We start from the raw sequence: 26822 nt of genomic DNA on the forward strand, positions 1-26822 counted from the left end.
GGCTAAACCAGCTTGCGCCAGCTGCGGCCGTCGCGGGCCAGGAGATTGGCCGCCGCCTCAGGTCCCTCGCTGCCGGCCGCGTAGGAATGCAGGCCATCGCGGCCAGCCTTCTTCCACGCCCCGATGAACGGCTCGACGGCCTTCCAGCCGGCTTCGACGCTGTCGGCGCGCTGGAACAGGATGTTGTCGCCGATCATGCAGTCATAGATCAGCGTCTCGTAGCCGGTGGCCGGCTCAGCCTGGAAATAGTCCTTGTAGTTGAACTTCATCTGCACGCCGTCGGTGCGGATGGTGGGGCCGGGTACCTTGGTGTTGAACTGCAGCGTGATGCTCTGGGTCGGCTCGATGCCGATGACCAGATAGTTTTCGGCCAGGGTTTCGATCGGCGTGCAACTGAACATCGCGAACGGCGCCTGGCGGAACTTGATCGCGACCTCGGTGCGCTTGGCGCCGAGCGCCTTGCCGGTGCGCAGATAGAACGGAACGCCGGCCCAGCGCCAATTGTCGATCGTGAGCTTGAAGGCGGCATAGGTCTCGGTGGTGCTGTCGGGGTGGACGTCCTTGCTCCTGACATAGTCGGGCAGCTCGGCGTCGCCGATCATGCCGGCCGTGTACTGGCCGCGCACCGAGTTGAGCAGCGCCTCCCGTTCGCTCAACGGCTGGATCGCCGACAGCACCTCCGCCTTCTCGGAGCGGACGGTATGCGCATCGAACCGCGCCGGCGGCTCCATCGCCACCAGCGACAGCAATTGGAATAGATGGTTGGGGACCATGTCGCGCAGCGCGCCGGTCGCGTCGTAGAAGCTGCCACGCGTGCCGACGCCGAGCTTCTCCTCGACGGTGATCTGGACATGGTCGATGTGATGCCTGTTCCAGATCGGTTCGAACATGCCATTGGCGAAACGCAGCACCAGGATGTTCTGCACCGTCTCCTTGCCGAGGTAATGATCGATCCGGTAGATCTGGTGCTCCGTCACGAGCTGCAGCAGCTCGTCGTTCAGCTTCTTGGCCGAGGCGAGGTCGGTGCCGAACGGCTTTTCCACCACGAGGCGGCGCCAAGCCTTGCCGTCCTCCCGCAGCAACCCGACGCGCCCGAGCTGTTGCGCGATCGGCGCAAAGGCGCTCGGCGGCGTCGCGAGATAGAACAGCCGATTGCCGTGGGTCTCCCGCGCGGCTTCCAGCTTTTCCAGCTTCGCCTTCAACTGATCGAAGCTTTCCGGCTCCTTCGGATCGGCCTCGATCGCGGTCACGCATTGCAGCAGTCGCTGGGCGATCTCGTCCTCGATCGGGCGCGTCGCGTATTTGCGCAGGCCCTCCATCAGATTGTCGCGCAGTTGCTCGCTCGACATGCCCTTGCGGGCAATGCCGACGATGCAGAGCCTGTCGGGCAGCAGATGATTGGCGGCCAGATTGTAAAGCGATGGCAGGACCAGCCGATGCGTCAGGTCGCCGGTCACGCCGAAGAGGACGAAGGCGCAGGCGTCAGGCTTCTGGTGTTGCGGCTGATGCGAACGGTGGGCGGTCACGCGCGGTCCGCCTTCGGCTTGACGATCTCGGGCGCGCTCTGGCGCGCCGGGTCTGGGTGCTGTTCGGGCTCCTTGTGTCCGCCGAAGCCTTCGCGCATTGCCGAGAGAATCTTCTCCGCGAAGGTGTGCTCCTGGCGCGAGCGGAAACGGGCGAACAAGGCGGCGGTCAACACCTCGGCCGGCACCGCCTCGTCGATCGCCGCATTCACGGTCCAGCGGCCCTCGCCGGAATCCTCGACATAGCCGGAATATTTCTCCAGACCGGGCTGCCGCGCCAGCGCGCTCGCGGTGAGGTCGAGCAGCCAGGACGGAATGACGCTGCCGCGGCGCCACACCTCGGCGATATCTGCGAGATCGAAGTCGAAGCGGTGCGCCTGCGGCAGCGCCGCGCTGTTCGCATTCCTGAGGATGTCGAAGCCCTCGGCATAGGCCTGCATCAGGCCATATTCGATGCCGTTGTGGATCATCTTGACGAAGTGCCCGGCGCCCACCGGACCGGCATGCAGATAGCCCTGCTCGACGCGCAGGTCGCGGCCATCACGGCCCGGTGTGCGTGGGATGTCGCCGATCCCAGGCGCGAGCGCGGCGAAGATCGGATCGAGCCGGTCGACGACCGGCTTGTCGCCGCCAATCATCATGCAGTAGCCGCGATCGAGGCCCCAGACCCCGCCGGAGGTGCCGACGTCGACGTAGTGCAGACCGCGCTCCTTCAGCGCCTTGCCGCGGCGGACGTCGTCCTGCCAAAAACTGTTGCCGCCGTCGATGATGACATCGTCTCGGGTCATCAGCCCGGTGAGCTGCTCGACGGTGGCTTCCGTGATCTTGCCGGCCGGCAGCATGATCCATGCGTGCCGCGGGGGGGCGAGCTTGCCGACGAACTCCTCGAGGCTCGCGGCGCCGGTGGCGCCTTCGGAGACCAGCGCGGCCACGGCCTTTGCGTCGCGATCATAGACCACGCAGGAGTGCCCCGCGCGCATCAGGCGGCGCACGATGTTGCCGCCCATCCGCCCGAGACCGATCATTCCAAGCTGCATCGACGAGGCCCTTCCTAGCTCAGCGCTTCGCTGATCGCGCTGTCGAGCATCTTCAGGCCCGATTTCAGATTGCCCTTGAGATGGACCCGAAGAGCCCGGCGCCCGCGCTCGGTGAGCACGTCGAAATCGCCGCGCGCCTGCGCCGCCTTGATCACGCCGAAGCTCGCCTTCTGCCCGGGGATCGGCAGATCCTCGGCATCGTCGGCGGTGATCTGGAGAAACACGCCGCTGTCCGGACCGCCCTTGTAGGCCTGGCCGGTCGAGTGCAGGAAGCGCGGACCGAATTCGGCGCAGGTGGCGAGGTGCTTGGCATCGCGCAGCCTCAGCCGGATCCGCTGCAGCGTGTCGATATTGCCTGCATTGCGGTCGATATAGCCGAGCAGGGCGATGTAGTCGCCGTCGCCGGCGCGGCCGAGATGCGCCTTCAGCCAGGACGCGAGCGTGCCGTCGGCGCCATGCCCGCGCAGGCTCTCGACGTTCTGCGCATCGGTGTAGAGCTCGCAGCCCTTGATCGATACGACGGGCTCCTCCGCCGGCAGTGCGCCGCTTTGCTCGAACGCCGCGGTCAGTTCGCGGGTCTTGATCTTGGCCGATTCGACGTCCGGCTGGTCGAACGGGTTGATGCCGAGCACGGCGCCGGCGACGGCGGTCGCCATCTCGAAGCGGAAGAATTCCTGCCCGATCTGGTCGATCGACTTCATGACGATGCGCACGACGGGATGACCGGCGTCCTCGATCGCGGCGAGCTTCGCTTCATGGCCCGCCACCTCGTCGCCGTCGATCTTGATGTCGATGAAGAAGCGATCATGACCGTAGACCTCGGGCGAGGTGACTGGTTCGCCATCGATCGGGATCAGGCCCTTGCCTTCCTTGCCCGTGGACTCCGCGATCAACTGCTCGGCCCAGGCGCCGAAATCGGCGATCTTGGGCGAGGCGAAGATCGTCACCTTGTCGCGGCCTTCGAGGCCGGCAAGGCCCATCGCCAGACCGAGCTGCACACCCGGGTTCTGTAGCGGCGGCACGTCGGGCCCGCAGGAGCGCACCATGGACAGCGCCTGCGTGATCAGCCTGCGCACGTCGATGCCGGCGGTGGCGGCCGGCACCAGGCCGAACGGCGACAGCACCGAATAGCGGCCGCCGATGCTCGGCTCGCCGTGGAAGATGCGGGCGAAGCCTTGCGCGCGGGCCGCCTTCTCCAGCGACGAGCCGGGATCGGTCACGGCAATGAAGCGATGTCCGGCCTTCTTGGGCCCGATCGCATCGGAGACGCGCGCAAAGAAATAGTCCTTCATCGCGTTCGGCTCGGTGGTGCCGCCCGACTTGGAGGAGACGATGAACACCGTCCTGGCGATGTCGATCGCCTTCTCCATCGCGCGCACCTGCGCCGGATCGGTGGAGTCGAGCACATGCAGCTTGGGGAAGCCGGCCCTGCGCGGGAACGTTTCGGCCAGCACTTCCGGCCCGAGGCTGGAGCCGCCCATGCCGAGGACCACGGCGTCGGAGAATTTCTGTCCCTTCACCCGCTGCGCGTAGTCCTCGTAATCGGCGATGTCGGCCTTCTCCGCGCTGGTCAGCCAGCCCAGCCATTTGTGCTCGTCACGGCCGGTCCAGACCGTCGCGTCCTTGTGCCAGAGCCGGCGGATCCTGGCGTCCTTGCGCCAGTCCTCGGTGGCGGAGGCGACCTTCTTCTGCAGATCAGCAGCAACCGTGATCGACTGCTGCCCAAGCCCGGTCCCGAGCACGACGGCGCGCTTGTGCGCAACCGCGCCATAGAGCTTGTCGGCGGCGTCCGCGAACTGCTTGACGCCGTCGATCACGAGATCTGCGGTGATGTCGTCGAGCGAGATGCCGGTCTTCGCCAGATCCTCAAGGGCGGCCTGGGCGGCATCGACGTCTTCCTCCAGACTGTCGCGCACCTTGCCGTGATCACGGAAGGCGTCCAGCGTGGCCGGCGGCACGGTGTTGACGGTGTTCGGCCCGATTAGCTCCTCGACATAGAGGACGTCGCTGTAGTCCTTGTTCTTGGTGCCGGTGGAGGCCCAGAGCAGCCGCTGCGGCTTGGCCCCTTGCTTGGCCAGCCGCTCCCAGCGCGCGCCGGCGAACAGCTGCTTGTAGTCCTGATACGCCATCTTTGCATTGGCGATGGCGATCCTGCCCTTGAGCGCGGCCAGCCGCTCCTTCTCGGTCGGATCATTGGCCTGGGCGATCTTCTCGTCCAGCTGCTTGTCGACCACGCTGTCGATGCGGCTGACGAAGAACGAGGCCACGCTGGCGACATGCGACGGATCGCCGCCGGCGCCGACGTAGGCTTCGAGGCCGGCAATATAGGCTTCGGCAACCTGCCGGTAGACATCTTGCGAAAACAGCAAGGTGATGTTGACGCTGATGCCCTTGGAGATCAGGTGCTGGATGGCCGGCAGGCAGGCGTCGGTCGCCGGCACCTTGATCATCAGATTCCTGCGGTCGACCGCCGTCCAGAGCTGCTCGGCCTCGGCGATCGTGCCCTTGCTGTCCATCGCCAGATAGGGCGAGACTTCGAGGCTGACGAAGCCGTCATTGCCATCGAAGCGGTCGTAGACCGGCCGCAGCACGTCGGCGGCATTCTGGATGTCCTCGACGGCAACGGCCTCGAACAGCTGCGTCGGCGATCGATCGCCGTTCTTCAGCGCCGTGGCGATCGGTGTGTCATATTCGTCGGAGCTGCCGATCGCCTTCTCGAAAATCGCGGGATTCGAGGTGACGCCCTTGACGCCATCCTCATCGATCAGCCGCTTGAGGTCGCCTTTGGCGACGAAGCCGCGTGCGAGGAAATCGAGCCAGACCGCCTGGCCGTGTTCTTCGAGAGCTTTGACCGGATTCATGATGCCTATCTATGTGCGTCGGCTTGCTTTTTTAGGTTCCCGCCTGGCCGCTGCCAGGTCGATAGGGACCTCACATGAACAACTATGCGCCAGCCCTCAGGAGAACGCCATTCATAATGGATTGATCCCTCTGGAATCCCAAGAGCTTCGAGCCGGGGTGACGTGCCGGCGGGGCGCGTCCGGAGGGAGATCGGCAGGCGACGCGAAGCCCGCCGCTGATCGTTCCGGCCAAAGCGCGCGGCAGAGCCGCCAGAGCGCGGTCGGCGTTCGGCCTGCGTCAACCTCAGCAGCGCTCGTGCGCCGGAGAGGCTCCCGGGAGGCAAGCAAATGCCGTCGATCGAAAGCTTCTCCGGCTTGCAATGCTGGAAAGGTGCCACATGTGTTCTGGGGAATGGTGCCCTACGCAACGGATCATGGCGAACGTCTCGCGGTTGTCGCCTCGGCAGCGCCTCACGAGTGTCGGCGTATAACCCATGATGCTTTCCGGCTGCAGACGCTCGGCGGCGAACAGCCGTGTGATCATGGCAATGATCGGCATCGAGTGATCCGTCCGGCTTCGGCCGCGCGTTATTTCACGACGTTCGGATCTGGCGGCGAACATGCGTGCGCGCGGCCCTATGAGATGCGCGCGGTCATCGCTCGCTCGAGGACGTTGTATGAGCGGCGGCAGATGCGGTCGCAGGCCCATGTTTGGTCGGCCGCCGTGGCCGGCGCGCATCAGGTCGCGCAGCGAGTGAGACGTTCCCTGCCTGGAGCGCTCGCGAGAAGAGCTGCGTTCACTCGCGGTTCACTTCGGGAAGAGAGACTGATTTTGGAGCTGTCACGCCACCAGTTCACGTGGCTTCACAACACCTTGTGCGGCGCAGGGAGACTACGGTGCCGGGGTATTGCGGATGTTGCGAAGCAGAGACAATGAGGTACAAATGGGGAGAGTCGGCCGGCTTTTGCCGAACTATTGAGCGAAGTGCATGTTGATAGGGCATATGCTGCATGCACTTTGCGTTGCGGAAAAGGACGAAGACGGTGCCCAATGGGGGCTAGCGCGCTTCACTCTGAGTCGGTTCGGGATCAGCAGGAACGTACTTGGATCTCGGCCCGTTGCAGCAGTGCGGCGGAACCTACGTGGAGAGGGATCATGTACAACGATTCGTTGTTCAACGCGTTCGCAAGGTCGTTCGAGGCACGCAGCCAGACCGACATGTCGATGCAGGAATATCTAGAATCGTGTCGAACCGACCCGATGCGATACGCGAACGCCGCTGAACGACTACTAGCTGCGATCGGCGAGCCTCAGATGATAGACACGGCCAAGGACCCACGCCTTGGCCGTATTTTTTTGAACCGGACGGTTCGCCTGTATCCTGCATTCGCCGGCTTCTACGGCATGGAGGACACGATCGAGCGCATCGTCGGCTTCTTCCGTCACGCCGCGCAGGGTCTCGAAGAGCGCAAGCAGATCCTCTATCTGCTCGGACCGGTCGGCGGCGGCAAGTCGTCGCTGGCCGAACGGCTGAAGCAGTTGATGGAAACCCATCCGATCTACGTGCTCAAGGCCGGAGATGAGCTGAGCCCGGTGTTCGAGTCGCCGCTCGGCCTGTTCGATCCCGACACGCTGGGCCCGATGCTCGAGGAGAAATACGGCATTCCGCGCCGCCGTTTGTCCGGCCTGATGAGCCCGTGGTGCTACAAGCGGCTCGAAGCCTTCGGCGGCGACATCTCACAGTTCCGCGTCGCCAAGATCCAGCCGTCGCGGCTGCGCCAGATCGGCATCGCCAAGACCGAGCCCGGCGACGAGAACAACCAGGACATCTCCTCGCTGGTCGGCAAGGTCGATATCCGCAAGCTCGAGACCTACGCGCAAAACGATCCCGACGCCTACAGCTATTCGGGCGGTCTCAACCGCGCCAACCAGGGCATTCTCGAGTTCGTCGAGATGTTCAAGGCGCCGATCAAGATGCTGCATCCGCTGCTGACGGCGACGCAGGAAGGCAACTATATCGGCACCGAGAACATCGGCGCCATTCCCTACAACGGCGTGATCCTCGCCCACTCCAACGAGTCGGAGTGGCAGAGCTTCAAGACCAACAAGAACAACGAGGCCTTCATCGACCGCATCTGCGTCATCAAGGTGCCGTACTGCCTGCGCGTCACCGAGGAGCGCAAGATCTACGAGAAGCTGATCCAGGGCTCCGAGCTCTCCACCGCGCCCTGCGCGCCGGCGACCTTGGACACGCTCGCCCGCTTCTCGGTGATGTCGCGCCTGCGCAAGCACGAGAACTCGACGCTGTATGCCAAGATGCGGGTCTATGACGGCGAGAGCCTCAAGGAGTCCGATCCGAAGGCGCGCAGCGTGCAGGAATATCGCGATGCTGCCGGCGTCGACGAGGGCATGGACGGCATCTCCACCCGCTTTGCCTTCAAGGTGCTGGCTGCGACCTACAATCACGATACGGCGGAAGTATCGGCCGACGCCGTGCATCTGATGTACGTGCTGGAGCAGTCGATCAAGCGCGAGCAACTGCCCGAGGAGCTCGAGAAACGATACCTCGAATTCATCAAGGCGGATCTCGCGCCGCGCTACGCCGAGTTCATCGGCCACGAGATCCAGAAGGCCTATCTCGAATCCTACTCCGATTACGGCCAGAACCTGTTCGATCGCTACGTCGACTACGCCGACGCCTGGATCGAGGATCAAGACTTCAAGGATCCCGATACGGGACAGCTGCTCAATCGCGAGCTGTTGAACCAGGAGCTGACCAAGATCGAGAAGCCGGCCGGGATCGCCAACCCGAAGGACTTCCGCAACGAGGTTGTCAAGTTCTCGCTGCGCTCCCGAGCCCAGAATGGAGGCAAAAATCCGTCCTGGACCTCCTACGAAAAGATCCGCGAAGTCATCGAAAAGAGGATATTCTCGCAGGTCGAGGATCTGCTTCCGGTCATCTCGTTCGGTACCAAGAAGGACGGCGAGACCGAGAAGAAGCACGACGACTTCGTCGCGCGCATGGTCGAACGCGGCTACACCGAGCGGCAGGTCCGTCGGCTGGTCGAGTGGTACATGCGCGTGAAGCAGGCGGGTTGATCGTGGTCCGGCGCCGATGTTCACTGCAGGTGCGGCAGGCCATCGGTCTGACGTCGGCGCCAGGGTTACGAACGAGATGAACGTTCGACGCTGAGCTTCGCTGGGAGGCGTCGGACAGGCAGAGGGTGCCGTTGCAGTGTCGGGTCCGATACTGCACCGCGGCATCGCGGCGGGGGAGAGCAGGAGTCGAAGCCGCTGCAGCAGGAGGCGTATGGAACGTGGTCATGCACATCATTGATCGGCGCCTGAATCCGGGCGGCAAAAGTCTCGAAAATCGCCAGCGATTTTTGCGCCGCGCCAAGGCCCTGGTTCAGGGAGCGGTCAAGAAGACCTCGCAGGACCGCGACATCAAGGACGTGCTGGAGGGCGGCGAAGTCTCGATCCCGCTCGACGGCATGGACGAGCCGCGCTTCCGCCGCGAGGGCGGCACCCGCGACATGGTGCTGCCCGGCAACAAGAAGTTCGTCGAAGGCGACATCCTGCCGCGCTCCGGCGACGGCAGCGGCCGCAAGTCGGCACCGGGGCAGGGCGACAGCGAGGACGCGTTCCGCTTCGTGCTGAGCAAGGAGGAGTTCGTCAATCTCTTCCTCGACGATCTCGAGCTGCCTGATCTCGCCAAGCGCAAATTCGCCGAGGCCGAGAGCGAGGGGCTGGTGCGTGCCGGCTACTCGACGTCGGGCTCACCGGCCAACATCTCGATCAGCCGCACCGTCACCCGCGCCTTGGCCCGCCGCGTCGCGCTGCGCCGTCCGCGGCCGGAAGCGATTGCCGAGCTCGAGGCCCAGCTGGAGCAGGAGACCGACGACGACAAGCGTGCCGCGCTGCTGGCCGAGCTCGAAGCCCTGAAGGCCAAGGCCAAGCGCATCCCCTTCATCGATCCGATCGACATCCGCTACCGCCGCTTCGAGGCCGTGCCCAAGCCGATCGCGCAGGCCGTGATGTTCTGCCTGATGGACGTGTCCGGCTCGATGTCGGAGCACATGAAGGACCTCGCCAAGCGGTTCTACATGCTGCTCTACGTGTTCCTGACCCGGCGCTACCGTCATGTCGAGATCGTCTTCATCCGTCATACCGATCGCGCCGAGGAGGTCGACGAGCAGACCTTCTTCTATGGGCCGGCATCCGGCGGCACCTTGGTGTCGAGCGCCCTGCAATGCATGCACGACATCGTCCGCTCGCGCTTCCGCCCCTCGGACTGGAACATCTACGCGGCGCAGGCCTCCGACGGCGACAACGCCACTTCGGACTCCGAGAACGTCGCCCGTCTCTTGACCGACAACATCCTGCCGGTGTCGCAGTTCTTCGCCTATCTCGAGGTCGGCGAATCCGGCACCTATTCGTTCGAGATGCCGGACTCCGCGCTGTGGTCGCTGTATGAGCGGCTGCGCGCCGATGGCGAGCCGCTGTCGATGCGCAAGGTGCGTGACCGCAGCGAGATCTTCCCGGTGTTCCACGACCTGTTTCAGCGTCGCGGCACCACGCAGGAGAGGGCGGCGTCATGAGCGGGTTGCTGTTCGAGGGCGCGGATTGGAATTTCCTCACCCTGCAGCGCATCCACGATGCCTGCGAAGCCGTCGCCGAGAAGGAGCTTGGGCTCGACACCTATCCCAACCAGATCGAGGTGATCACGGCCGAGCAGATGCTCGACGCCTATTCCTCGGTCGGCATGCCCCTGTTCTACAAGCACTGGTCGTTCGGAAAGCACTTCGCCTACCACGAGGCCTCGTACCGCAAGGGCCTGATGGGCCTCGCCTATGAGATCGTGATCAACTCCTCGCCCTGCATCTCCTATCTGATGGAGGAGAACACGGCGACGATGCAGACGCTGGTGATCGCGCACGCCGCGTTCGGCCACAACCATTTCTTCAAGAACAACTATCTGTTCAAGCAGTGGACCGACGCCGACGGCATCCTCGACTATCTCGATTTCGCCCGCGGCTACATCGCGCAATGCGAGGAGCGCTACGGCCGGCTCGCCGTCGAGCATACGCTGGACGCAGCGCATGCGCTGATGTCGCACGGCGTCGACCGCTATCCCGGCAAGAAGAAGCTCGACTTCCGCGAGGAGGAGAAGCGCGCCGGCAAGCGCAGGCTCTACGAGGAAGGCCAGTTCAACGATCTCTGGCGTACGGTGCCGACCGGCCCGGTCAAGACCAATGCGATGCTGAACGTCGAGCGGCGCCGCGCGCTGCTCGGCCTCCCGCAGGAGAACCTGCTTTATTTCCTGGAGAAGACCGCGCCGCGGCTGGCGATGTGGCAGCGCGAATTGCTGCGCATCGTCCGCCACATCGCGCAATACTTCTATCCGCAGGGCCAGACCAAGGTCATGAACGAGGGCACCGCGACCTATGTGCATTATCGCATCATGAACCGGCTGCACCAGGATGGCCGCCTCACCGACGGCAACTTCCTGGAGTTCCTGCAGTCGCACACCAACGTCGTCTTCCAGCCGGAGTTCGACGATCCGCGCTTCTCCGGATTCAACCCTTACGCGCTCGGCTTTGCGATCATGCAGGACATCGAGCGCATCGTGAAGGACCCGACCGACGAGGACCGCGAGTGGTTTCCGGACATCGCCGGCACCGGCGACGAGATGGCGGTGCTGCGCGACGTCTGGGCCAATTATCGCGACGAGAGCTTCATCAGCCAGTTCCTCAGCCCCAACCTGATCCGACAGCTCAGACTTTTCCATCTGCATGACGATCCGGCCGAGCGCGCCGGCATCCTCGTCGACGCCATTCATGACGAGCGCGGCTATCGCCGCGTCCGCCGCGAGCTGTCCAAGCAGTACGACGTCGGTTGCATCGATCCGAACATCGAGGTGGTCGATGTCGATCTCGCCGGCGACCGCCGCCTGATGCTGCGGCATACCGTGGTGAAGGGGGCCCAGCTCAGCGAGACCGACACCAAGCGCGTGCTGCAGCATCTCGCCGATCTCTGGAGCTACGACGTGTCGCTGGTGGAAGTCGATGCCGCCACCGACAAGGTGCTGAAGGAGTACGTGCTCAATCCCCGGATACAACCGGCGGCCGCCTAGCGCGGCCGCCAAGCCTTAGATGTCCGCAAACACCTCGAGCAGATTGCCGTCGGGATCCCTGAAGAACAGCGTGCGGTGGCCGAAGGGCTGGTCCGTCGGCGGCTCCATGAGGGCAATGCCCTTGCCGGTCAGCTCGGCCGCGCAGCGGTCGATATCGTCGCGGGTCACCTTGAAGGCGAGCTGAAGCGATGCGCTCCCTGGCGGCGTCGGCTGGTCCGAGGCCAGCCGTTGCGGCCGGGCGAGCGCCAGCGTGTTGCTACCGGCCTGGTACTCGATCCAGCCTTGTGACAGCTCGCGCAGCAGGGGAAAGCCAAGCACCTCCTCATAGAAGCGGCGCATCGCGGACCAGTCGCGCACCAGGATGACGGTGTAGTCGATGGCCCGGATGGCCCGGAACGGGGATGTCTGCTGTCCGGCGTGGGTCATGATCAGTCTCTCGCTCTGCAGGCGGGACCTGCAGCTTACGTGTTGCGGCGAGTGGCGTGAACGGGATCGGGGCGCTATGGTATGCGGGTTGGCCGGACGCGCCGGCCCGTGCAGCCGGATCGGCTGTTAATGGCGCAGATCGAAGCTCGGGCGTGAGTGGCGTGGTCGGACCAGGGAAGACGGCGGCGGCGGAGCGGCGGGACCGGTTCATTCCGTTGCGCAAGTCGGACATTCTTGATGGCCTGATCTCGAACGGCCATGTCGATGACGCTCAGGCCAGCGAGCTGCGGCAGCTGGCGCGTATGCTCGGCGCGATTCTGCACCATCAATATTTCGACGAGCTCGATCGGTTCCGCGACGCCTATTTCGACTTCGATCCCGAGGTGCCGGTCGGCCGCCGTCGATCGCCGGAGGATCTCGACGCGGCCTATCGCAGCCTCGCCGACGAAGTCGTGCGGGTACTCGGCGAGGCCAATTTCATCGAGATCGGCCATGACGAGATCGAGCGCGCCTTTGCCGAGCATGCGCTGGTGCGGGTCAAGCTGAAGGCGCCGATCTCCGACTATCGTGCTGTACGGATGTTCCGGCGTGGCCAGCATCAGGAGACGATCGAGGTCCCCATGCTGTATGGGCTGCGACGGCGCAAGCATGAGATCGAGGTCTATGACGACATCGTGCTGATGGTCGCGACCAAGCCCGACGAGCCGGTCAAGAAGAAGAGCAAGGCCGCCGCCTGGCGCGGCCGCAACAAGATCCGCGGCGGCGCGGTGCTGTTCAAATATTTCCGCCACATCGCGCGCTTCGACCTCGAGGCGCTGCTGCCGAACGTCCGCGTCGTCATGGGCCTGCGCGAGCAACTGACGCTGGGCGTGCCGGCGCTGGTCGGCGGCGTACCGATCCTGCTCAAGCTGGCCTCGACGCTCACCGTGCTGTTCATCGTCGCCGGCTTTTATCTCGGCCTCAGCGGCACCGTGCACGACAACGATACGGAGCAGGCGCTGGCGGCGCTGTCGGGCCTGTTTGCGCTCGGCGCCTTCATCCTGCGGCAGTGGGGCAACTTCCACCGCCAGTCGCTGATCCACCAGAAGCAGGTCACCGACAACATCTACTTCCGCAACGTCAACAACAATTCCGGCATCTTCAACTATCTGATCGGCGAGGCCGAGGACCAGGACTGGAAGGAGGCAGTGCTGGCCTATGGCGGCCTGCTGCTGGCGTCGGTGCCGCTCTCGCGTGCTGCATTGGGCAGCCATGTCGAGGAGTTGCTGCAGCAGATGTTCGGGCTGGGTCGGGCGTTCAATATCGATGAGGCGCTGCTGCGGCTGCGCGAGTTTGGGCTTGTGAGTGGTGGCGACGACGCGCTCTCGGCGCTGCCGCTGCCAGAGGCGATCGCGCAGCTCGATCGCGTTTGGGCGAGCGCGCTGCGGGCGTAATCGTCATCAACGATGACGGGCCTCATGGTTCAAGACGCGCCTGCGGCGCTCCTCACGATGAGGAGCGAGGGCGCGGCTCACCAGGATATGCCGAGCTGTCGCAACGAACGATCTGCCAGTTAGTTACTCCGTCATGCCCGGGCTTGTCCCGGGCATCTACGTGGTTCTCAGCGTGCCGAACGACGTGGATGGCCGGGACAAGCCCGGCCATGACGTGGAGATAGAGAAGCGCAAAACTCCGATTGTGAAATGCGATAGCCCCGCCAGAAGCGGGCGCAATGCACTCCGCCCTCGTCCTGAGGAGCCCGCCGGAGGCAGGCGTCTCGAAGGACGGCTACAGAGCACACGCTCTCCACGCAGCGGTCTGCTAGCGCAGACTCGCATTGATCTTGTCGAGCGCCGACTGCCCCGGGCACAGATCCGCCGCCTCCAACCGGTTGAGCGGGCGCTCCACCGTGTTGAGGTGGCTGTGCAGATCGTCGGCCTCAGGGTCGACATAGAGTAACCCGGTCACGATCTGGCCTTGCGCGGCATGCTTCTGGAGGAAGGTCATGGCGCCGAGCCGGTCGTGCGGGTCGTAGTCGGCGTCGATCTTGCGCAGCGCCAGCCTGGAGCCGTCGTGCTGCTCGACGATCTGCACCGTGCCCGGATCCTGGTCGATCTCGATCGGATCGCGTCCGGTCAGCACGTCGAGCCGGTTCACGGCATCGTTGTGCTCGCGGACATAGTCGAAGCTCTTGGTTGAGCCGGCGTGATTGTTGAACGCGATGCATGGGCTGATGACGTCGATGAACGCCGCGCCCTTGTGCTGGATGGCGCCCTCGATGATCGGCACCAGCTGCTTCTTGTCGCCGGAGAAGGACCGCGCCACATAGGTGGCCCCGAGCTGCAGCGCGATGCCAACCAAGTCGATCGGATTGTCGGTGTTGGTGACGCCCTTCTTCGACTTCGACCCGCGGTCGGCGGTCGCCGAGAATTGGCCCTTGGTCAGGCCGTAGACACCATTGTTCTCGACGATATAGGTCATGTTCACGCCGCGCCGGATCGCGTGGGCGAACTGGCCGAAGCCGATCGAGGCGGAATCGCCGTCGCCGGAGACGCCGAGATAGATCAGCTCGCGGTTGGCGAGGTTGGCGCCGGTCAGCACCGAGGGCATGCGACCGTGCACGGTGTTGAAGCCGTGCGAATTGCCGAGGAAATAGTCCGGCGTCTTCGACGAGCAGCCGATGCCGGAGATTTTTGCCACGCGATGCGGCTCGATCGACAGCTCGAAGCAGGCCTCGATGATCGAGGCCGTGATCGAATCGTGGCCGCAGCCGGCGCAGAGGGTCGAAATCTTGCCCTCGTAGTCGCGATGGCTGTAGCCGAGCGCGTTCTTCTTGATGCCCGGATGCTGGAACTTCGGCTTTGCGATGTAGGTCATGAGAGCCTCGCATCACCCGGCATCGTCATGGCCGGGCTTGTCCCGGCCATCCACGTCGGGGCCGGGAGGAAAGACGTGGATGCCCGGGCCTTCGCCGCTCCGAAGCGGTTATGGCCGCGCAGGCGGGGCGAGTCCGGACATGACGGCGGAGAGAGCGGAGAGCACGTCATGACACGGCCTTGCGCAGCGGGGTGACCTTGATGTGGTCCTGGTGGTCGCCGATCGCATCGGCAATGAAGCGCGCCGTGATCGGCGTGCCGTCATAATGCAGGATCGGCACCAGGCGGACCGGGTCGATGCCGTTCTCCGTGACGATGAGCTGGCGCAACTGCGCGTCGCGGTTCTGCTCGACCACATAGACGAAATCGTGCTCGGCGATGAAACTCGCCACGCTCGAATGGAACGGGAAGGCGCGGATGCGCAGGCGGTCGAGCTGGCAGCCGCGCGCCTCCAGCAGTCCGATTGCCTCGTCCATCGCCGGCGCGGTCGAGCCGAAATAGATCACGCCATATCTGGTCGGCTTGCTCGCATTGGCCTGCAACGGCCGCGGCACCATGTCTTGCGCGGTCTGGAACTTGCGCAGCAGGCGCTGCACGTTGTCGGCATAGACGGCGCCTTCCTCGGAATAGCGCGCGTAGCGGTCACGCGACGTGCCACGGGTGAAGTAGGAGCCCTTCGTCGGATGCGTGCCGGGGTAGGTGCGGAACGGAATGCCGTCGCCGTCGACGTCGAGATAGCGGCCGAAGTCGCGGCCTTCGTCGAGCATCTCCGCCGTCATCACCTTGCCGCGGTCATACTGCTTGGCATCGTCCCACTTCAGCGGTCGGCACAGCCGCTGGTTCATGCCGATGTCGAGGTCGAGCATCAGGAAAATCGTGGTCTGCAGCCGCTCGGCAAGATCGAACGCCGCAGCGGCAAACTCGAACGCCTCGGCCGGATCTTCGGGGAACAGCATCACGTGCTTGGTATCACCGTGCGAGGCATAGCCGCAGGCGATCAGGTCGCATTGCTGCGTCCGCGTCGGCATGCCGGTCGAGGGGCCGGCGCGCTGCACGTTCATGATCACGGCCGGGATCTCGGCAAAGTAGGACAGGCCGATGAACTCGGTCATCAGCGAAACGCCGGGGCCCGATGTCGTGGTAAAGGCGCGGGCGCCGTTCCAGGACGCGCCGACCACCATGCCGATCGAGGCGAGCTCGTCCTCGGCCTGCACGATCGCGTATTTGGCCTGCCCGGTTTCCGGATCGTGCCGCAGTTTCTTGCAGTGGTTGCTGAACGCTTCGGCCAGCGAAGACGACGGCGTGATCGGGTACCAGGCGCAGACCGTGGCGCCGCCATACACGGCGCCCAGCGCGGCGGCGTTGTTGCCCTCGATGAAAATGCGGTCGCCGACCTTGTCGGCCTTCTTGATGCGCAGGCCGATCGGGCATTTCAAATTCTGCAGCGCCCAGTCGCGGCCGAGATGCAGCGCGTGGACGTTGGAGGAGAGCAGCTTCTCCTTGCCCTTGTACTGCTCGCCGATCAGTTGCTCGATCAGCTTCGGATCCATGTCGAGCAGCGCTGAGAGCGCGCCGAGATAGATGATGTTCTTGAACAGCTGGCGCTGGCGCGGATCCGAATAGGTCGAGTTGGTGATCGCGGTCAGCGGGACGCCGATGACGGTGATGTCGTCGCGGAACTTGGTTGCCGGCATCGGCTTGGTGGAATCGTAGAACAGATAGCCGCCCGGCGCGATACCGGCGACGTCCTTGTCCCAGGTCTGCGGGTTCATCGCCACCATCAAATCAGTGCCGCCGCCGCGGGCGCCGAGATGGCCCGCTTCGGTGACGCGCACCTCGTACCAGGTCGGCAGGCCCTGGATGTTCGACGGGAAGATGTTGCGTGGGCTCACCGGCACGCCATGACGGAGCACGGCGCGCGCGAACAGCTCGTTGGCGCTGGCCGAGCCGGAGCCGTTGACGTTGGCGAAGCGGACGACGAAGTCGTTTACGCTGCTGAGCGGCGCTTGCTGGGACATGCGTTACCTGCGTGGGTCGTCTCGATGAAATATTTCTGCATGTCCCACGCACCGGTGGGGCAGCGTTCGGCGCACAGGCCGCAATGGAGGCAGACGTCCTCGTCCTTCACCATCACGCGCCCGGTCTTCAGATCCGAGGACACGTAGAGGCTCTGGTCGGGATGCAGCGAGGGCGCCTTCAGCCGCGCGCGCAGATCCGCCTCCTCGCCATTGTCGGTGAAGGTGATGCAATCCATCGGACAGATGTCGGCGCAGGCGTCGCATTCGATGCACAGCGTGTCGGAGAACACCGTCTGCACGTCGCAATTCAGGCAGCGATGCGCCTCGCCGAGCGCGAGCTTGACGTCGTAGCCGAGCTCGACCTCGGTGCGGATGTCCTTCAGCGCCACGACCTTGTCACGATGCGGCACCTTGAAGCGCTTGTCGGATGAGATGTCGTTGTCGTAGCTCCACTCATGGATGCCCATCTTCTGCGAGGAGATGTGCACCTCGGGCAGCGGGCGCTCGGTGATGTCCTCGCCCGAGAGTAGGCGATGGATCGACAGCGCGGCCTCGTGGCCCTGTGCGACCGCCCAGATGATGTTCTTCGGCCCGAACGCGGCGTCGCCACCGAAGAACACCCTTGGATTGGTCGAGACGAAGGTGGTCGGATCGACCTTGGGCATGTGCCGCTTGTCGAATTCGATGCCGCAATCGGCTTCGATCCAGGGGAATGCGTTCTCCTGGCCGACGGCGACCAGCACGTCGTCGCAGGGATAGGTCTCGTCGGGCTCGCCGGACGGCACCAGCGAGCGTCCGCCGTTGGCGTCATATTCCGCCTTCACCTTCTGGAAGGTCATGCCGGTCAGCTTGCCGGCGGCATGATGGAACGCGATCGGAACGAGATAATTGAGGATCGGAATGTCCTCGTGCAGCGCGTCCTCCTTCTCCCACGGAGACGCCTTCATCTCCTCGAAGCCGGAGCGCACGATGACCTTGACGTCCTCGCCGCCGAGCCGCCGCGCCGTGCGGCAGCAGTCCATCGCGGTGTTGCCGCCGCCGAGCACGATCACGCGCTTGCCGATCTTGTCGGTGTGGCCGAACGAGACGCCGGATAGCCAGTCGATGCCGAGATGGATGTTGGCCGCCGCTTCCTCCCGGCCTGGAATGTTCAGCTCCCGGCCGCGCGGCGCGCCGGACCCGATGAAGACGGCGTCATAGTTCTCGGCCAGCAGCTTCTTGAGGCTGTCGATACGATGGCCGGCCTTGTAGTCGACGCCGAGGCTGAGCACGTAGCCCGTCTCCTCGTCGATGACGCTGTCGGGCAGGCGGAATTTGGGGATCTGCGAGCGCATCATGCCGCCGGGTTTGGGATCGGCATCGAAGATCGTGCAGTGATAGCCGAGCGGCGCGAGATCGCGGGCAACGGTCAGCGAGGCCGGGCCGCCGCCGACCAGCGCGATGCGCCGGCCGTTGCGGGGGACGGGGCGCGGCATGCGCTGATGGACGTCGTCCTTGAAATCGGCCGCAACGCGCTTGAGGCGGCAGATCGCGACCGGGCTTTCCTCGACGCGCCCGCGTCGGCAGGCGGGCTCGCAAGGGCGATCGCAGGTGCGTCCGAGAATGCCCGGGAATACATTCGATTTCCAATTGATCATGTAGGCGTCGCTGTAGCGACCCTCGGCGATCAGGCGGATGTATTCGGGGACCGGAGTGTGTGCGGGACAAGCCCATTGGCAATCGACTACTTTGTGAAAGTAGTCGGGGGCCGAGATATCAGTCGCTCTCATTCATACCCTGTCCGCGCGGCGAACCATGAGCGCGCGGCCTTCCTGACGTGAGGACGACTGCTTGTTCAGGATCGGCTGGGGATCGATTGGGAGTCCGGAGCAGGTCCTGTTCGTCGCCCTTCTGTTTTTTGAATGGCTCAATTGAATAGTCTAATCAGACTAGAGCCATTCCAAGGCGCACACAAAGGCAAATTTGCAAAGCTGCCCTTCGTGCACAGTGTGCGGCGCCGCATTGCGGGCGTGATGATGCCATCGAATGTTGCGTTGCGGCATTGTGGCGAGCGGCTGCATCTGCCGGTTGCACGCTCGCGTCATTGACGCAGAACAATGCGCGCTCAGCCAGAGGCGATGTCCGCGCGGCTCAGGTCCCACATCAGCCTGTAGATGCCGGCCGAGATCTGCGTCGCCAGCGGACCGTCGATGGCCGCGAAGCGCGTGGTCATCAAGGTCGCGATGGCATGACTGTCGGTGCCGTCGATGAGGATGAACCAGTCGGCATCGCGTGAGCTCGCGGGAACCCCGGCTGCCGGACCGGAGAGATCAGCATCGCCCTCGAGCAGGTGCATCGAGATGACGCCCTTGACCTCGCTCGGATCGAGCTCGATCTGCAGCGCGTCGCGCAGCGCCCCGTCCTGTCCCGGCTTCGGCCGCAGGCGGATGATGCCGAGCACCGCGCCGCGACCGGCGCCGATCGAGATCGTGATGCGCGCGACGCTGCGGATCATGTTCTTGAACCGCGCCATCACTGCCTTCGACCATTCCGTCGGCGACTCCAGCCGGGCGCGATAGGGCGCGCTGTCGAGCACGTCGATCGTCTCGGTCGAATACAGGCAGAGATATTTCGGGCTGCCCTGCTCGGCGACATAGCGCCGCGCCTCGATGAAGCCGGGGATGGCCACGCGCTCTTCGAGATGCTCGCTGTCATACCAGTGGTTGAAGTCGGCTTCGTCAGCGGCATCGATATTCATCGATGTCAACAGCATGCCTTTCCCGGCGATGGGCATTGCAGATGTCCTTGTTTGGCGGCCAATTCCTCATGGTGAGGAGCGCCCCTCGGGCGCGTCTCGCGGACAATGCTTACGCATTGCCTGGTGAACCATGAGGTCGGGATGGATCGGCCTCATCCTTCGAGACGCCATGCTGCGCATGGCTCCTCAGGAATGAGGGGAGACGATCACATGTTTAAGGCGCGGTCGTGCGCTTAGCCATGTCGGAGATGGCTTTCATGACCGCATCGCGGATGCCGGGGTCATAAAGATTGTGACCTGCGGCTTCGACGACACGGATTTCGGCGTCGCGCCACACCTCCGCCAGCTGTGCCGAGGTCGCTGGCGGACAAAGCAGGTCGTAGCGGCCCTGCACGATGATTCCGGGAATCCCGCTGAGACTGTTCGCATTGCGCAGCAACTGGTCCGGCGCCATGAAGCTGTCGTGCGAGAAATAGTGCGCCTCCATGAACGGCGTCGCCGGCAAGGCGGTGCCGGAGCGGATGGCGAGGCGGTCGAGCCGGGCGCGCGCGGGCTTCACCTCGGACAGCGCGCGCTCGGTATCGTGCCAGGCGCGGGCGGCAGGGCCATGGATCGCCGGATCGGGATCGAGGATGCGCCGGAAGTAGGCGTCGCACGGATCGGCGTGCTCGTTCTCCGGCAGCAGCTCCAGAAAGTCGCGGTGCAGGGCCGGGTGAAAGCGCGCCAGCGTCTCGCCGAAGGCGGTCGCCACCTCCGCGCGGGTGCCGAAAAAGGTCGCGCGCAACACCAGCCCCGTGACGCGCGTCGGGTGCGCCTGCGCATAAGCCAGCGCCAAGGTGGCGCCCCAGGAGCCGCCGGCGACGATCCAGCGCTCGAAACCGAATCTTTCGCGGATCGCCTCCATGTCGGCGATCAGGTCGGGCAGGGTGTTGTTGTCGCGGCTGCGTGCAGGACGCGAGCGGCCGGCGCCGCGCTGGTCGAACAGCACGGCGTGGAAGCGCTCGGGATCGAACAGCCGGCGGTGATCCGGCTGGCATCCGGAGCCCGGCCCGCCGTGCAGATAAACCGCGGGAATGCCGCCAGCGCGGCCGCTGCTCTCGACATAGATCTGGTGACCGCCGGAGACATCCAGCCATTCCGACGTCAGCGGGATGAACGGATCGCTGCGGTGCGCGGAGGCGCGGCCGGCTTCGGCGTCAGGCATCATCGCTCTCGGGCGTGCCGCCGGCGAAGTTGCGATACAGGAAGCGGTCCTGGCCCGAGGCCGCGTCACGCTCGGCCTGCTTGAAGATGCTCTCGTGCAGCGGCGACAGCGTGCAGGCCGGATCGGTATTCCCCGCATCGCCGGTCAGGGCGAACGCTTGGCAGCGGCAGCCGCCGAAATCAATCTCGCGGAACTCGCAGGATTTGCACGGCTCCTTCATCCAGCCGGTGCCGCGGTAGCGGTTGAAGGCCTCGGAGTTCTGCCAGATCCAGGCGATCGAATGGTTCGAGCGGACAGACATGAAGTCGAGCCCGGTGATGCTCTCGGCGGCGTGGCAGGGCAGGATCTTGCCCGACGGCGAGATGTTGAAGAACTGCCGGCCCCAGCCGCCCATGCACTTCTTCGGCCGCAGCGCGTAATAGTCCGGCACCACATAGTCGATGGTCAGCGTGCCCTTCAGCCGCTCGCGGGCGTCCTCGACGATGCGGTCGGTCTCTTCGAGCTGGGCGTAGGTCGGCATCAGGCTGGCGCGATTCTTCAGCGCCCAGCCGTAATATTGCACGTTGGCGACCTCGAGCCGGTCGGCGTCGAGATCGACCGCCATCCGGATGATATCAGGCAGCTGATGCAGGTTCTGCCGGTGCATCACGGCGTTGACCGTCAGCGGCAGCTCGAGCTCGCGGGTCCAGCGCGCGACCTCGAGCTTCTTGACGTGGCCGCCCTTGTAGCCGCCGACGCGGTCGGCGATGCCGGCCTCGCTGCCCTGGAAGCTGATCTGGACATGGGACAGCCCGGCATCGGCCAGCTCCTTCAGCCGCTCCCGCGTCAGCAGCACGGCCGAGGTGATCAGGTTGGTGTAGAGTCCGACGTCGTTGGCATGCTGCACCAGCTCGACCAGATCCTTGCGCGCGGTCGGCTCGCCGCCGGAGAAGTGGATCTGCAGCACGCCGATCTCGGCGAGCTCCGACAGCACCTTCTTCCACTCCGCCGTCGTCAGCTCCTGCCCGGCGCGATCGAGCTCCAGCGGGTTGGAGCAATAGGGGCATTGCAGCGGACAGCGATGCGTCAGCTCGGCCAGCACGGCGAGCGGGATGCCGTAGGTCTCGGCCGTGGAGCTGCGCCGCTCCAGCACGGCAAGGCCGTCATTCGCGTCGATCTGCGGCGTCGTCTCGGTGAGCTCGGTCATGATGTCGTCTCCCGAACCTCGGTGAGAAATCCCTTGTCGGCGAGATCCTGCAGCATGGCGACGACGTCGGTCGCGATGACGTCGCGGGGCGCGGCATATTTCGCCGCGAGATCATCGATGATGCCGGCGACGGCGCGCGCGCCATCGCACAGCTTGAGCACCTCGACCGCGATCTCGTCCGGCGCCAGCACGCGCTCAGGGGCGAGGATCACCCAGACCTGGCGCGTCTCGTCGAACTTCAGCTTGGTGTGTCGCGGCAGCACCACGCGGCTGGTCTCGGTGACTTGGATGCGACGCGGAGCCATGGCGGGTCTCTAAGTCGTGTAGTCGTGAAGAAGCACGGTGGCCGCGCAGAGCACGATGCCACTCCCCTCCCCCTTGCGGGGAGGGGTCGGGGGTGGGGGTCCCAGCAAAGACTTCCCGTGTGGCCCCCCCACCCCAACCCTCCCCCGCAAGGGGGGAGGGAGTGCACCGTTCGCGGTACGAGAGCGGTGGTTCAAACGGGACACGGCTACCCCTCCTTCGGCACGAAGGCGCCGGGCGGGATGTTGCCTTCGACATAGGCGTAATACAGTGCGTCGAGCTGCACCCACAGCACGTTGGTCTTGAAGATCAGCGCGTTGCACACGGCGGCGCGCTGCTCCGGCGTGGTGGCGTGCTCCTTGACGTAATGCAGCGCGAAGTTGGCGTCGCGCGGCGCCTGGGTGAGACGCCGCTTGAAGTAGCTCATCGTGTCGTTGTTGACGAAATTGTAGTGCTCGAGCATGCCCGAGATACGCTCTTCATGGATGCTCGGCGCGAACAGCTCGGTCAGCGACGAGGCGATCGCCTCCAGCGGCGTGCGGTCGCGGCAGAAATGCACATAGGCTTCGACCGCGAAACGGGTAGCGGGCAGGATGCCCTCGGTGGATTCGACATAGTCCGTGTCGAGCCCGAGGCCTTCGGTCAGCTTGATCCAGCGCTCGATGCCGCCTTCGCTGCCGATATCGCCGTCATGATCCTCGATGCGGTGCCGCCATTCCAGCCGCGTGGCGCGATCGCGGAAGCGCGTCATCACCATCGCGTCTTTGATTGGGATCGTCGACTGGTAATAGTAGCGGTTCAGCGCCCAGGCCTGCACCTGGCCCTTGTTGAGCTTGCCGCCGTGCAGCAGCTTATGAAACGGGTGCAGGTTGTGATAGCGCGTCGCCCCGATATGGCGCAGCGCCGCTTCCAGCTCGCTGGCACTGTTCAAGGTCACGCCCTTGCCGACCGACAGCGCCGTCATTCCACTCAGTTTCGCCTCACTCACAGCTCGATCTCCATCCCTTCAGCGGGGATTTCCCATCCCTCGCGTTCCAACGTTTGCCGCTCGTGTGAGGCGTGCAGCCACGCCGGATTGGAGTTGTTGATGTGCAGGAAGACCTTCCTGCCGATCCCGATATCCGCCAGCGACTTGATCGCGCCGCTTTCTCCAGACATCGCGATATGTCCCATGCTCTGCCCGGTCTTGTTGCCGAGTCCGGCCTGGATCATCTCGTCGTCGCGCCACACCGTGCCGTCGAACAGCACCAGGGGCGCGCCCTTCAATCTCGTTCTCAGATCATCGTCGACGCCGGCACAGGCGGCGATGACGTAGCAATATTGGCCGCCTTCGAGATCGGCAATCTTCAGGCCCAGCGTGTCGCCGATCGAGGAGCTACCGCCGGGATGCTGATTGTCGCGCAGATACCACGCGCTCGTTCCCGAGACGGCGAAGGCCGTGACCTCCAGGCCCGAGGGCCTGCCGTCCTGCAAAAGCGGCCGGAACGGCACATCGATCACGATCGGCACGCGCTTGACGGTCTCGTCCTTCAGCACATCGAAGATGTTGTTCGATCTGAGGATCGCAAGCACCTTGGGATGCGCATGGATCGAAAATGGCGAGCTCTCGCGCATCGACAGCAGCCCCGTGACCGCGTCGATCTCGCCATTGGTCAGGATCACGCCGGCGATCGGACTGTGGCGCAAGGCGCCGGGCTTCGGATGCAGTTGCGGCGTTCGGGTGACCTGCTGACGCAGATCGGGCGAGGCGTTGATCAGGAACCAGTTGGCGCCATCGGCGCTGACCGCGACCGAGGCCTGGCTGTTGCTGATCTCGGGATGATCCGTGCGCGCGGCACGACACACGGGGCAGCCGCAATTCCACTGCGGCACTCCACCGCCTGCGGCGGCGCCCAGGACGACGAGGCGAAGCATGAGCCGTCTCCTGGAATTCAGCTGTGGTGGCGCACGCGATTACCAGCGGCAGGATGACCGGCAGGCAAGCTGACCAACGGCCAGGATCGCCCGCAGGGAAGGTGACGAGGGTGGGACATCCGACCCGCGTACGGGCTGGCACATACGCGGTCGCTGATCCCCACCCTCAAGCGTCGACGTCCTGATCGCCGAGACCTGGACGTCACACCCGCGAATTATTTGCGGGCCGCGCAGGCGTACATGTTGATTTCCATGCCGACCGGCACTTCAACGATCTTCGGTGCTTTCCAGGCCATTGTCCTCTCCTTCAAGACGGGACGGTTATCGTCCTCAGCATTAAACTACCGTGCTACGAAAAGTTCGCCAGTGGAATCTTTTTGTTTGAGCCTCTCAGGCCTGTTTATTGCAGTGCGAAGTTGCAGATGCGAGTTGCTGCCGTTTTCGTCGGATTGAGCCGCGAAAACAACGAATTCGTGATCGATGGCTTCGCAACGCCGTACAATTCGGTCCCTAGCTTGAGGGGCTGAGCTGGCCGGATGAAGCAGTCGTGAGATGTTCGAGACTTCAAAACCCAAGCGCGCGACCCCATTGGAAGCTGATGATGCCTAGATATTTCTTCAACACACGGATCGGCGAGGAACTGGTCTCCGATACCGACGGCGAGGTGCTGCGCAGTCCCGACCGCGCCTGGGAAGTCGCGCGCGACATGATCAAGGAACTGCTGCGTACCGAAGGCGGCAACGCGGCGCTGATGACGGCCGTCATCGAGGTCACCGACGAGGACGGCGAGATCGTGCTGGAGTTCCCGTTCTCCGAAGCGATCTTCAACATGCCGGCGCAATCGATGACGCGCCATTGAGCGCAGAGCGGCCGCATCGCCGCTCCTCGAACGCTCGCATGTTTGCAGCCGAGGTCAGACCGAATGGCGCGGGCGCACGATGTCGCCGCGCGTGCTGGCGATGCCCATCTCGAAGCTGTCGGCGATGCGGCGGGCGCGGACGATGAAGAGCTCCGCGAGTTCCGGCGCGAGCAGGTCCTTCGCCGTCGCCTCGAACAGTTGCAGCCAGCGGTCGAAATGCGGCCCCCGCAACGACAGCAACAGATGCGGCCGCATCGGCGCGCCGGTGTAGCGGCCCGTCTTCAGGAACATCGACGACCAGAAATCGCTGATCCTGCCGATATGTTCGTCCCAATCCTCCACCGCACGGTTGAAGATCGGGCCGATCAGCTCGTCCTCCCGTGCGCGCCCGTAGAAGGTCTCGACCAGCAGGCGGATCGATGCGTCGTCGAGTTCCGGATGTTGAACGGCGAGGGGATGGCGGTCGGGCTGGGCGGCAGGCATGGTCATGCGCTGTATATAGGGGATGATAGCGCCGGTGGAAACGCCGGGCCGCCACTCACGATCTCGCGGCGGCCCTGGCGTTCGGTCACGGCAGGCTGACGAACTCCACCCAGTTCGGCTTCTTGCCGACGGCGTAGGACTTCAGCTTCTCCAGCGCGCCGCCGGCGGCGTCGATCCGATACACCGACATGCCGTTCGACAGCTCGCCGACGGCGGCGAGATAGCGCCCGGTGGGATCGATGGCGAAGCCGCGCGGCTGGGTCTCGGTCGGCACGCTGCCGATCAAGGTCAGGCGCCCGCTGGCCGCATCGACCTTGAAGCCGGCAATCGTGTTCGAGCCGCGTTCCGAGGCGTAGAGGAACTTGCCGTCAGGCGTCACGTGAAGATCGGCCGCCCAGGGTTTGCCGGTGAAGCCGGCGGGCAGGGCGGTGGTGCGCTGCTGCTCGCTCCAGCTGCCTTTCTCGGCATCATAGGCATAGACGGCGAGATCGGCGTTGAGCTCGTGCAGGAGATAGATGAACTTGCCGTTCGGGTGGAAGATGAAGTGCCGCGGCCCGGATTTCTCCGGCGTCTTCACCGTCAGCGCGTCCTTGGCCGTCAGCGCGCCGGTGGCGGCGTCGAAGGCGAAGCCGAGCACCTGGTCGGAGCCGAGATTGGTCGCGAACACGAAGCGATTGTCGGGCGAGGGCAGGAAGGCATGGGCGTTCAGCCCGGTCGGGAGCACCTGGCTCGGCGCGGCGACCACGCCGTTGGCCTGGACCGGATTCGCCGCGACCTTGTTGCCGCCATAGGACGCGCTGAACAGCACCTTGCCGGTGCGGTCGAAGGCGATGTTGGCCATGCTGTCGGCGAGCGGGCCGTTGCCGAGATGCGTGAGCTGGCCGGTCTTGGCATCGATCGCGAAGCTTTCCGCCTGGAACGGCTGCGACCGCACACCGGCGATCAGCACCCGCTTGTCCGGGCTGACCGCGAGCGGGGTCGACGAGCCCGGCTTGTCGACGCCGACGAAGGAAGCCGTCTGCACCGGGGTCATCTCGCCGGTCGCAGCATCGAATTTCAAGACGCTGATGTCGTTGCTGTCGGCATTGCCGACATAGGCGTAGGTCTCGGCGTGGCCTGCGCGCGGCGCCAGCGTTGCTGCAGCGGCGAGAACGAATGTAGCGGCCATGATGGTGCCCGGTCTGATCATGTGGTTTCCCCCTTCGTGATGTTGTTGCTTGAGGTCTTAAAGTCGTTTGTGAAGCTTGACCAAGCTTGTTTCCGGATCGATCGATGCAGGATCGGTATTGATCGTCCCCTC

21 protein-coding genes are annotated in these 26822 nt (G+C 64.5%); 5 read left to right on the top strand and 16 right to left on the bottom strand.

The features are described from left to right. Positions 1-2: 2 nt before the first annotated feature. Genes zwf through QW868_RS17335 form a run of 3 tightly spaced genes read right to left on the bottom strand, consistent with a single transcriptional unit; the run spans position 3 to position 5421 of the window. On the bottom strand, positions 3-1526 hold the full coding sequence (gene zwf, locus QW868_RS17325) for a glucose-6-phosphate dehydrogenase (protein ID WP_316231027.1): 1524 nt from the start codon (positions 1524-1526) through the stop codon (positions 3-5). After that, positions 1523-2560: a phosphogluconate dehydrogenase (NAD(+)-dependent, decarboxylating) gene (gnd, locus tag QW868_RS17330; protein ID WP_316231028.1), complete on the bottom strand. Its 1038-nt coding sequence runs from the start codon at positions 2558-2560 to the stop codon at positions 1523-1525. The genes zwf and gnd overlap by 4 nt, the downstream gene beginning before the upstream one ends. 14 nt (positions 2561-2574) lie before the next feature. Continuing rightward, positions 2575-5421 (bottom strand): bifunctional transaldolase/phosoglucose isomerase, encoded by a 2847-nt coding sequence (locus QW868_RS17335; RefSeq protein WP_316231029.1) that lies wholly within the window; start codon positions 5419-5421, stop codon positions 2575-2577. Positions 5422-6556: 1135 nt separating this feature from the next. Between QW868_RS17335 and QW868_RS17340 the strand changes: the two genes are divergently transcribed. The 3 genes from QW868_RS17340 (at position 6557) to QW868_RS17350 (ending at position 11537) form a co-directional block, all read left to right on the top strand. Beyond that, positions 6557-8500: a PrkA family serine protein kinase gene (locus QW868_RS17340; RefSeq protein WP_315738651.1), complete on the top strand. Its 1944-nt coding sequence runs from the start codon at positions 6557-6559 to the stop codon at positions 8498-8500. A gap of 224 nt (positions 8501-8724) precedes the next feature. Next, the gene (locus QW868_RS17345) at positions 8725-10002 is read left to right on the top strand and encodes a YeaH/YhbH family protein (RefSeq protein WP_315782020.1); all 1278 of its coding nucleotides are present in this window, start codon (positions 8725-8727) and stop codon (positions 10000-10002) included. Beyond that, complete coding sequence (locus QW868_RS17350; protein WP_315738648.1) at positions 9999-11537, top strand: SpoVR family protein; 1539 nt, start codon at positions 9999-10001, stop codon at positions 11535-11537. The genes QW868_RS17345 and QW868_RS17350 overlap by 4 nt, the downstream gene beginning before the upstream one ends. A gap of 15 nt (positions 11538-11552) precedes the next feature. On the opposite strand, the gene QW868_RS17355 is transcribed toward QW868_RS17350, so the two are convergent. Beyond that, a complete protein-coding gene (locus QW868_RS17355; RefSeq protein WP_316231030.1) occupies positions 11553-11963 on the bottom strand; it encodes a VOC family protein in 411 nt (136 codons plus the stop codon). A gap of 161 nt (positions 11964-12124) precedes the next feature. Here QW868_RS17355 and QW868_RS17360 point away from each other — a divergent pair, with 161 nt between their 5' ends. Beyond that, positions 12125-13396, top strand: a complete 1272-nt coding sequence (locus QW868_RS17360; RefSeq protein WP_316231031.1) for a TMEM143 family protein — start codon at positions 12125-12127, stop codon at positions 13394-13396. Positions 13397-13763: 367 nt separating this feature from the next. Here QW868_RS17360 and QW868_RS17365 read toward each other — a convergent pair whose 3' ends face one another. The 10 genes from QW868_RS17365 to pqqA all read right to left on the bottom strand — a co-directional run bounded on the left by QW868_RS17365 (position 13764) and on the right by pqqA (position 24476). Continuing rightward, positions 13764-14819 carry a 2-oxoacid:ferredoxin oxidoreductase subunit beta gene (locus QW868_RS17365; RefSeq protein WP_316160282.1) on the bottom strand — a complete coding sequence of 352 codons (1056 nt, stop codon included), beginning with the start codon at positions 14817-14819 and terminating at the stop codon, positions 13764-13766. 166 nt (positions 14820-14985) lie between these two features. After that, positions 14986-16836 carry a 2-oxoacid:acceptor oxidoreductase subunit alpha gene (locus tag QW868_RS17370; RefSeq protein ID WP_315738643.1) on the bottom strand — a complete coding sequence of 617 codons (1851 nt, stop codon included), beginning with the start codon at positions 16834-16836 and terminating at the stop codon, positions 14986-14988. Continuing rightward, entirely contained in the window at positions 16806-18605 is a 1800-nt protein-coding gene (locus QW868_RS17375) for an FAD-dependent oxidoreductase (RefSeq protein WP_316231032.1), read from the bottom strand. The genes QW868_RS17370 and QW868_RS17375 overlap by 31 nt, the downstream gene beginning before the upstream one ends. Before the next feature lie 335 nt (positions 18606-18940). Next, positions 18941-19609, bottom strand: coding sequence for a DUF4286 family protein (locus QW868_RS17380; protein ID WP_316231033.1), 669 nt, complete (start codon positions 19607-19609; stop codon positions 18941-18943). Between the two features lie 178 nt (positions 19610-19787). Further along, positions 19788-20777 (bottom strand): prolyl aminopeptidase, encoded by a 990-nt coding sequence (pip, locus tag QW868_RS17385; RefSeq protein WP_316231034.1) that lies wholly within the window; start codon positions 20775-20777, stop codon positions 19788-19790. Then, a complete protein-coding gene (gene pqqE / locus QW868_RS17390; protein ID WP_316231035.1) occupies positions 20770-21963 on the bottom strand; it encodes a pyrroloquinoline quinone biosynthesis protein PqqE in 1194 nt (397 codons plus the stop codon). Before pqqE ends, pip begins: the two co-directional genes overlap by 8 nt. Then, entirely contained in the window at positions 21960-22268 is a 309-nt protein-coding gene (pqqD, locus tag QW868_RS17395) for a pyrroloquinoline quinone biosynthesis peptide chaperone PqqD (RefSeq protein ID WP_316231036.1), read from the bottom strand. The genes pqqE and pqqD overlap by 4 nt, the downstream gene beginning before the upstream one ends. A gap of 206 nt (positions 22269-22474) precedes the next feature. Further along, positions 22475-23230: a pyrroloquinoline-quinone synthase PqqC gene (gene pqqC / locus QW868_RS17400; protein WP_410051303.1), complete on the bottom strand. Its 756-nt coding sequence runs from the start codon at positions 23228-23230 to the stop codon at positions 22475-22477. A gap of 20 nt (positions 23231-23250) precedes the next feature. After that, positions 23251-24180, bottom strand: coding sequence for a pyrroloquinoline quinone biosynthesis protein PqqB (gene pqqB / locus QW868_RS17405; protein WP_316231038.1), 930 nt, complete (start codon positions 24178-24180; stop codon positions 23251-23253). A 215-nt stretch (positions 24181-24395) separates the two neighbouring features. Beyond that, positions 24396-24476, bottom strand: coding sequence for a pyrroloquinoline quinone precursor peptide PqqA (gene pqqA, locus QW868_RS17410; RefSeq protein WP_012029362.1), 81 nt, complete (start codon positions 24474-24476; stop codon positions 24396-24398). Positions 24477-24781: 305 nt separating this feature from the next. Between pqqA and QW868_RS17415 the strand changes: the two genes are divergently transcribed. Further along, the gene (locus tag QW868_RS17415; RefSeq protein WP_315718026.1) at positions 24782-25039 is read left to right on the top strand and encodes a DUF6894 family protein; all 258 of its coding nucleotides are present in this window, start codon (positions 24782-24784) and stop codon (positions 25037-25039) included. Between the two features lie 54 nt (positions 25040-25093). Here QW868_RS17415 and QW868_RS17420 read toward each other — a convergent pair whose 3' ends face one another. Both QW868_RS17420 and QW868_RS17425 read right to left on the bottom strand, forming a co-directional pair. After that, positions 25094-25528 carry a group III truncated hemoglobin gene (locus tag QW868_RS17420; protein ID WP_316177295.1) on the bottom strand — a complete coding sequence of 145 codons (435 nt, stop codon included), beginning with the start codon at positions 25526-25528 and terminating at the stop codon, positions 25094-25096. A 79-nt stretch (positions 25529-25607) separates the two neighbouring features. Further along, entirely contained in the window at positions 25608-26711 is a 1104-nt protein-coding gene (locus QW868_RS17425; RefSeq protein ID WP_316231039.1) for a lactonase family protein, read from the bottom strand. Positions 26712-26822: the final 111 nt, after the last annotated feature.

Source organism: Bradyrhizobium sp. SZCCHNR1051, from assembly GCF_032489615.1.
GTDB lineage: Bacteria > Pseudomonadota > Alphaproteobacteria > Rhizobiales > Xanthobacteraceae > Bradyrhizobium.

What these genes read in the sequence shown, in the direction of transcription:
- gnd (WP_316231028.1), bottom strand. Translation starts at nt 2,560, where the DNA reads ATGCAGCTTGGAATGATCGGTCTCGGGCGGATGGGCGGCAACATCGTG.
- QW868_RS17335 (WP_316231029.1), bottom strand. Translation starts at nt 5,421, where the DNA reads ATGAATCCGGTCAAAGCTCTCGAAGAACACGGCCAGGCGGTCTGGCTC.
- QW868_RS17340 (WP_315738651.1), top strand. Translation starts at nt 6,557, where the DNA reads ATGTACAACGATTCGTTGTTCAACGCGTTCGCAAGGTCGTTCGAGGCA.
- QW868_RS17345 (WP_315782020.1), top strand. Translation starts at nt 8,725, where the DNA reads ATGCACATCATTGATCGGCGCCTGAATCCGGGCGGCAAAAGTCTCGAA.
- QW868_RS17350 (WP_315738648.1), top strand. Translation starts at nt 9,999, where the DNA reads ATGAGCGGGTTGCTGTTCGAGGGCGCGGATTGGAATTTCCTCACCCTG.
- QW868_RS17355 (WP_316231030.1), bottom strand. Translation starts at nt 11,963, where the DNA reads ATGACCCACGCCGGACAGCAGACATCCCCGTTCCGGGCCATCCGGGCC.
- QW868_RS17365 (WP_316160282.1), bottom strand. Translation starts at nt 14,819, where the DNA reads ATGACCTACATCGCAAAGCCGAAGTTCCAGCATCCGGGCATCAAGAAG.
- QW868_RS17370 (WP_315738643.1), bottom strand. Translation starts at nt 16,836, where the DNA reads ATGTCCCAGCAAGCGCCGCTCAGCAGCGTAAACGACTTCGTCGTCCGC.
- QW868_RS17375 (WP_316231032.1), bottom strand. Translation starts at nt 18,605, where the DNA reads ATGAGAGCGACTGATATCTCGGCCCCCGACTACTTTCACAAAGTAGTC.
- QW868_RS17380 (WP_316231033.1), bottom strand. Translation starts at nt 19,609, where the DNA reads ATGCCCATCGCCGGGAAAGGCATGCTGTTGACATCGATGAATATCGAT.
- pip (WP_316231034.1), bottom strand. Translation starts at nt 20,777, where the DNA reads ATGCCTGACGCCGAAGCCGGCCGCGCCTCCGCGCACCGCAGCGATCCG.
- pqqE (WP_316231035.1), bottom strand. Translation starts at nt 21,963, where the DNA reads ATGACCGAGCTCACCGAGACGACGCCGCAGATCGACGCGAATGACGGC.
- pqqD (WP_316231036.1), bottom strand. Translation starts at nt 22,268, where the DNA reads ATGGCTCCGCGTCGCATCCAAGTCACCGAGACCAGCCGCGTGGTGCTG.
- pqqC (WP_410051303.1), bottom strand. Translation starts at nt 23,230, where the DNA reads ATGACGGCGCTGTCGGTCGGCAAGGGCGTGACCTTGAACAGTGCCAGC.
- pqqB (WP_316231038.1), bottom strand. Translation starts at nt 24,180, where the DNA reads ATGCTTCGCCTCGTCGTCCTGGGCGCCGCCGCAGGCGGTGGAGTGCCG.
- pqqA (WP_012029362.1), bottom strand. Translation starts at nt 24,476, where the DNA reads ATGGCCTGGAAAGCACCGAAGATCGTTGAAGTGCCGGTCGGCATGGAA.
- QW868_RS17415 (WP_315718026.1), top strand. Translation starts at nt 24,782, where the DNA reads ATGCCTAGATATTTCTTCAACACACGGATCGGCGAGGAACTGGTCTCC.
- QW868_RS17420 (WP_316177295.1), bottom strand. Translation starts at nt 25,528, where the DNA reads ATGACCATGCCTGCCGCCCAGCCCGACCGCCATCCCCTCGCCGTTCAA.
- QW868_RS17425 (WP_316231039.1), bottom strand. Translation starts at nt 26,711, where the DNA reads ATGATCAGACCGGGCACCATCATGGCCGCTACATTCGTTCTCGCCGCT.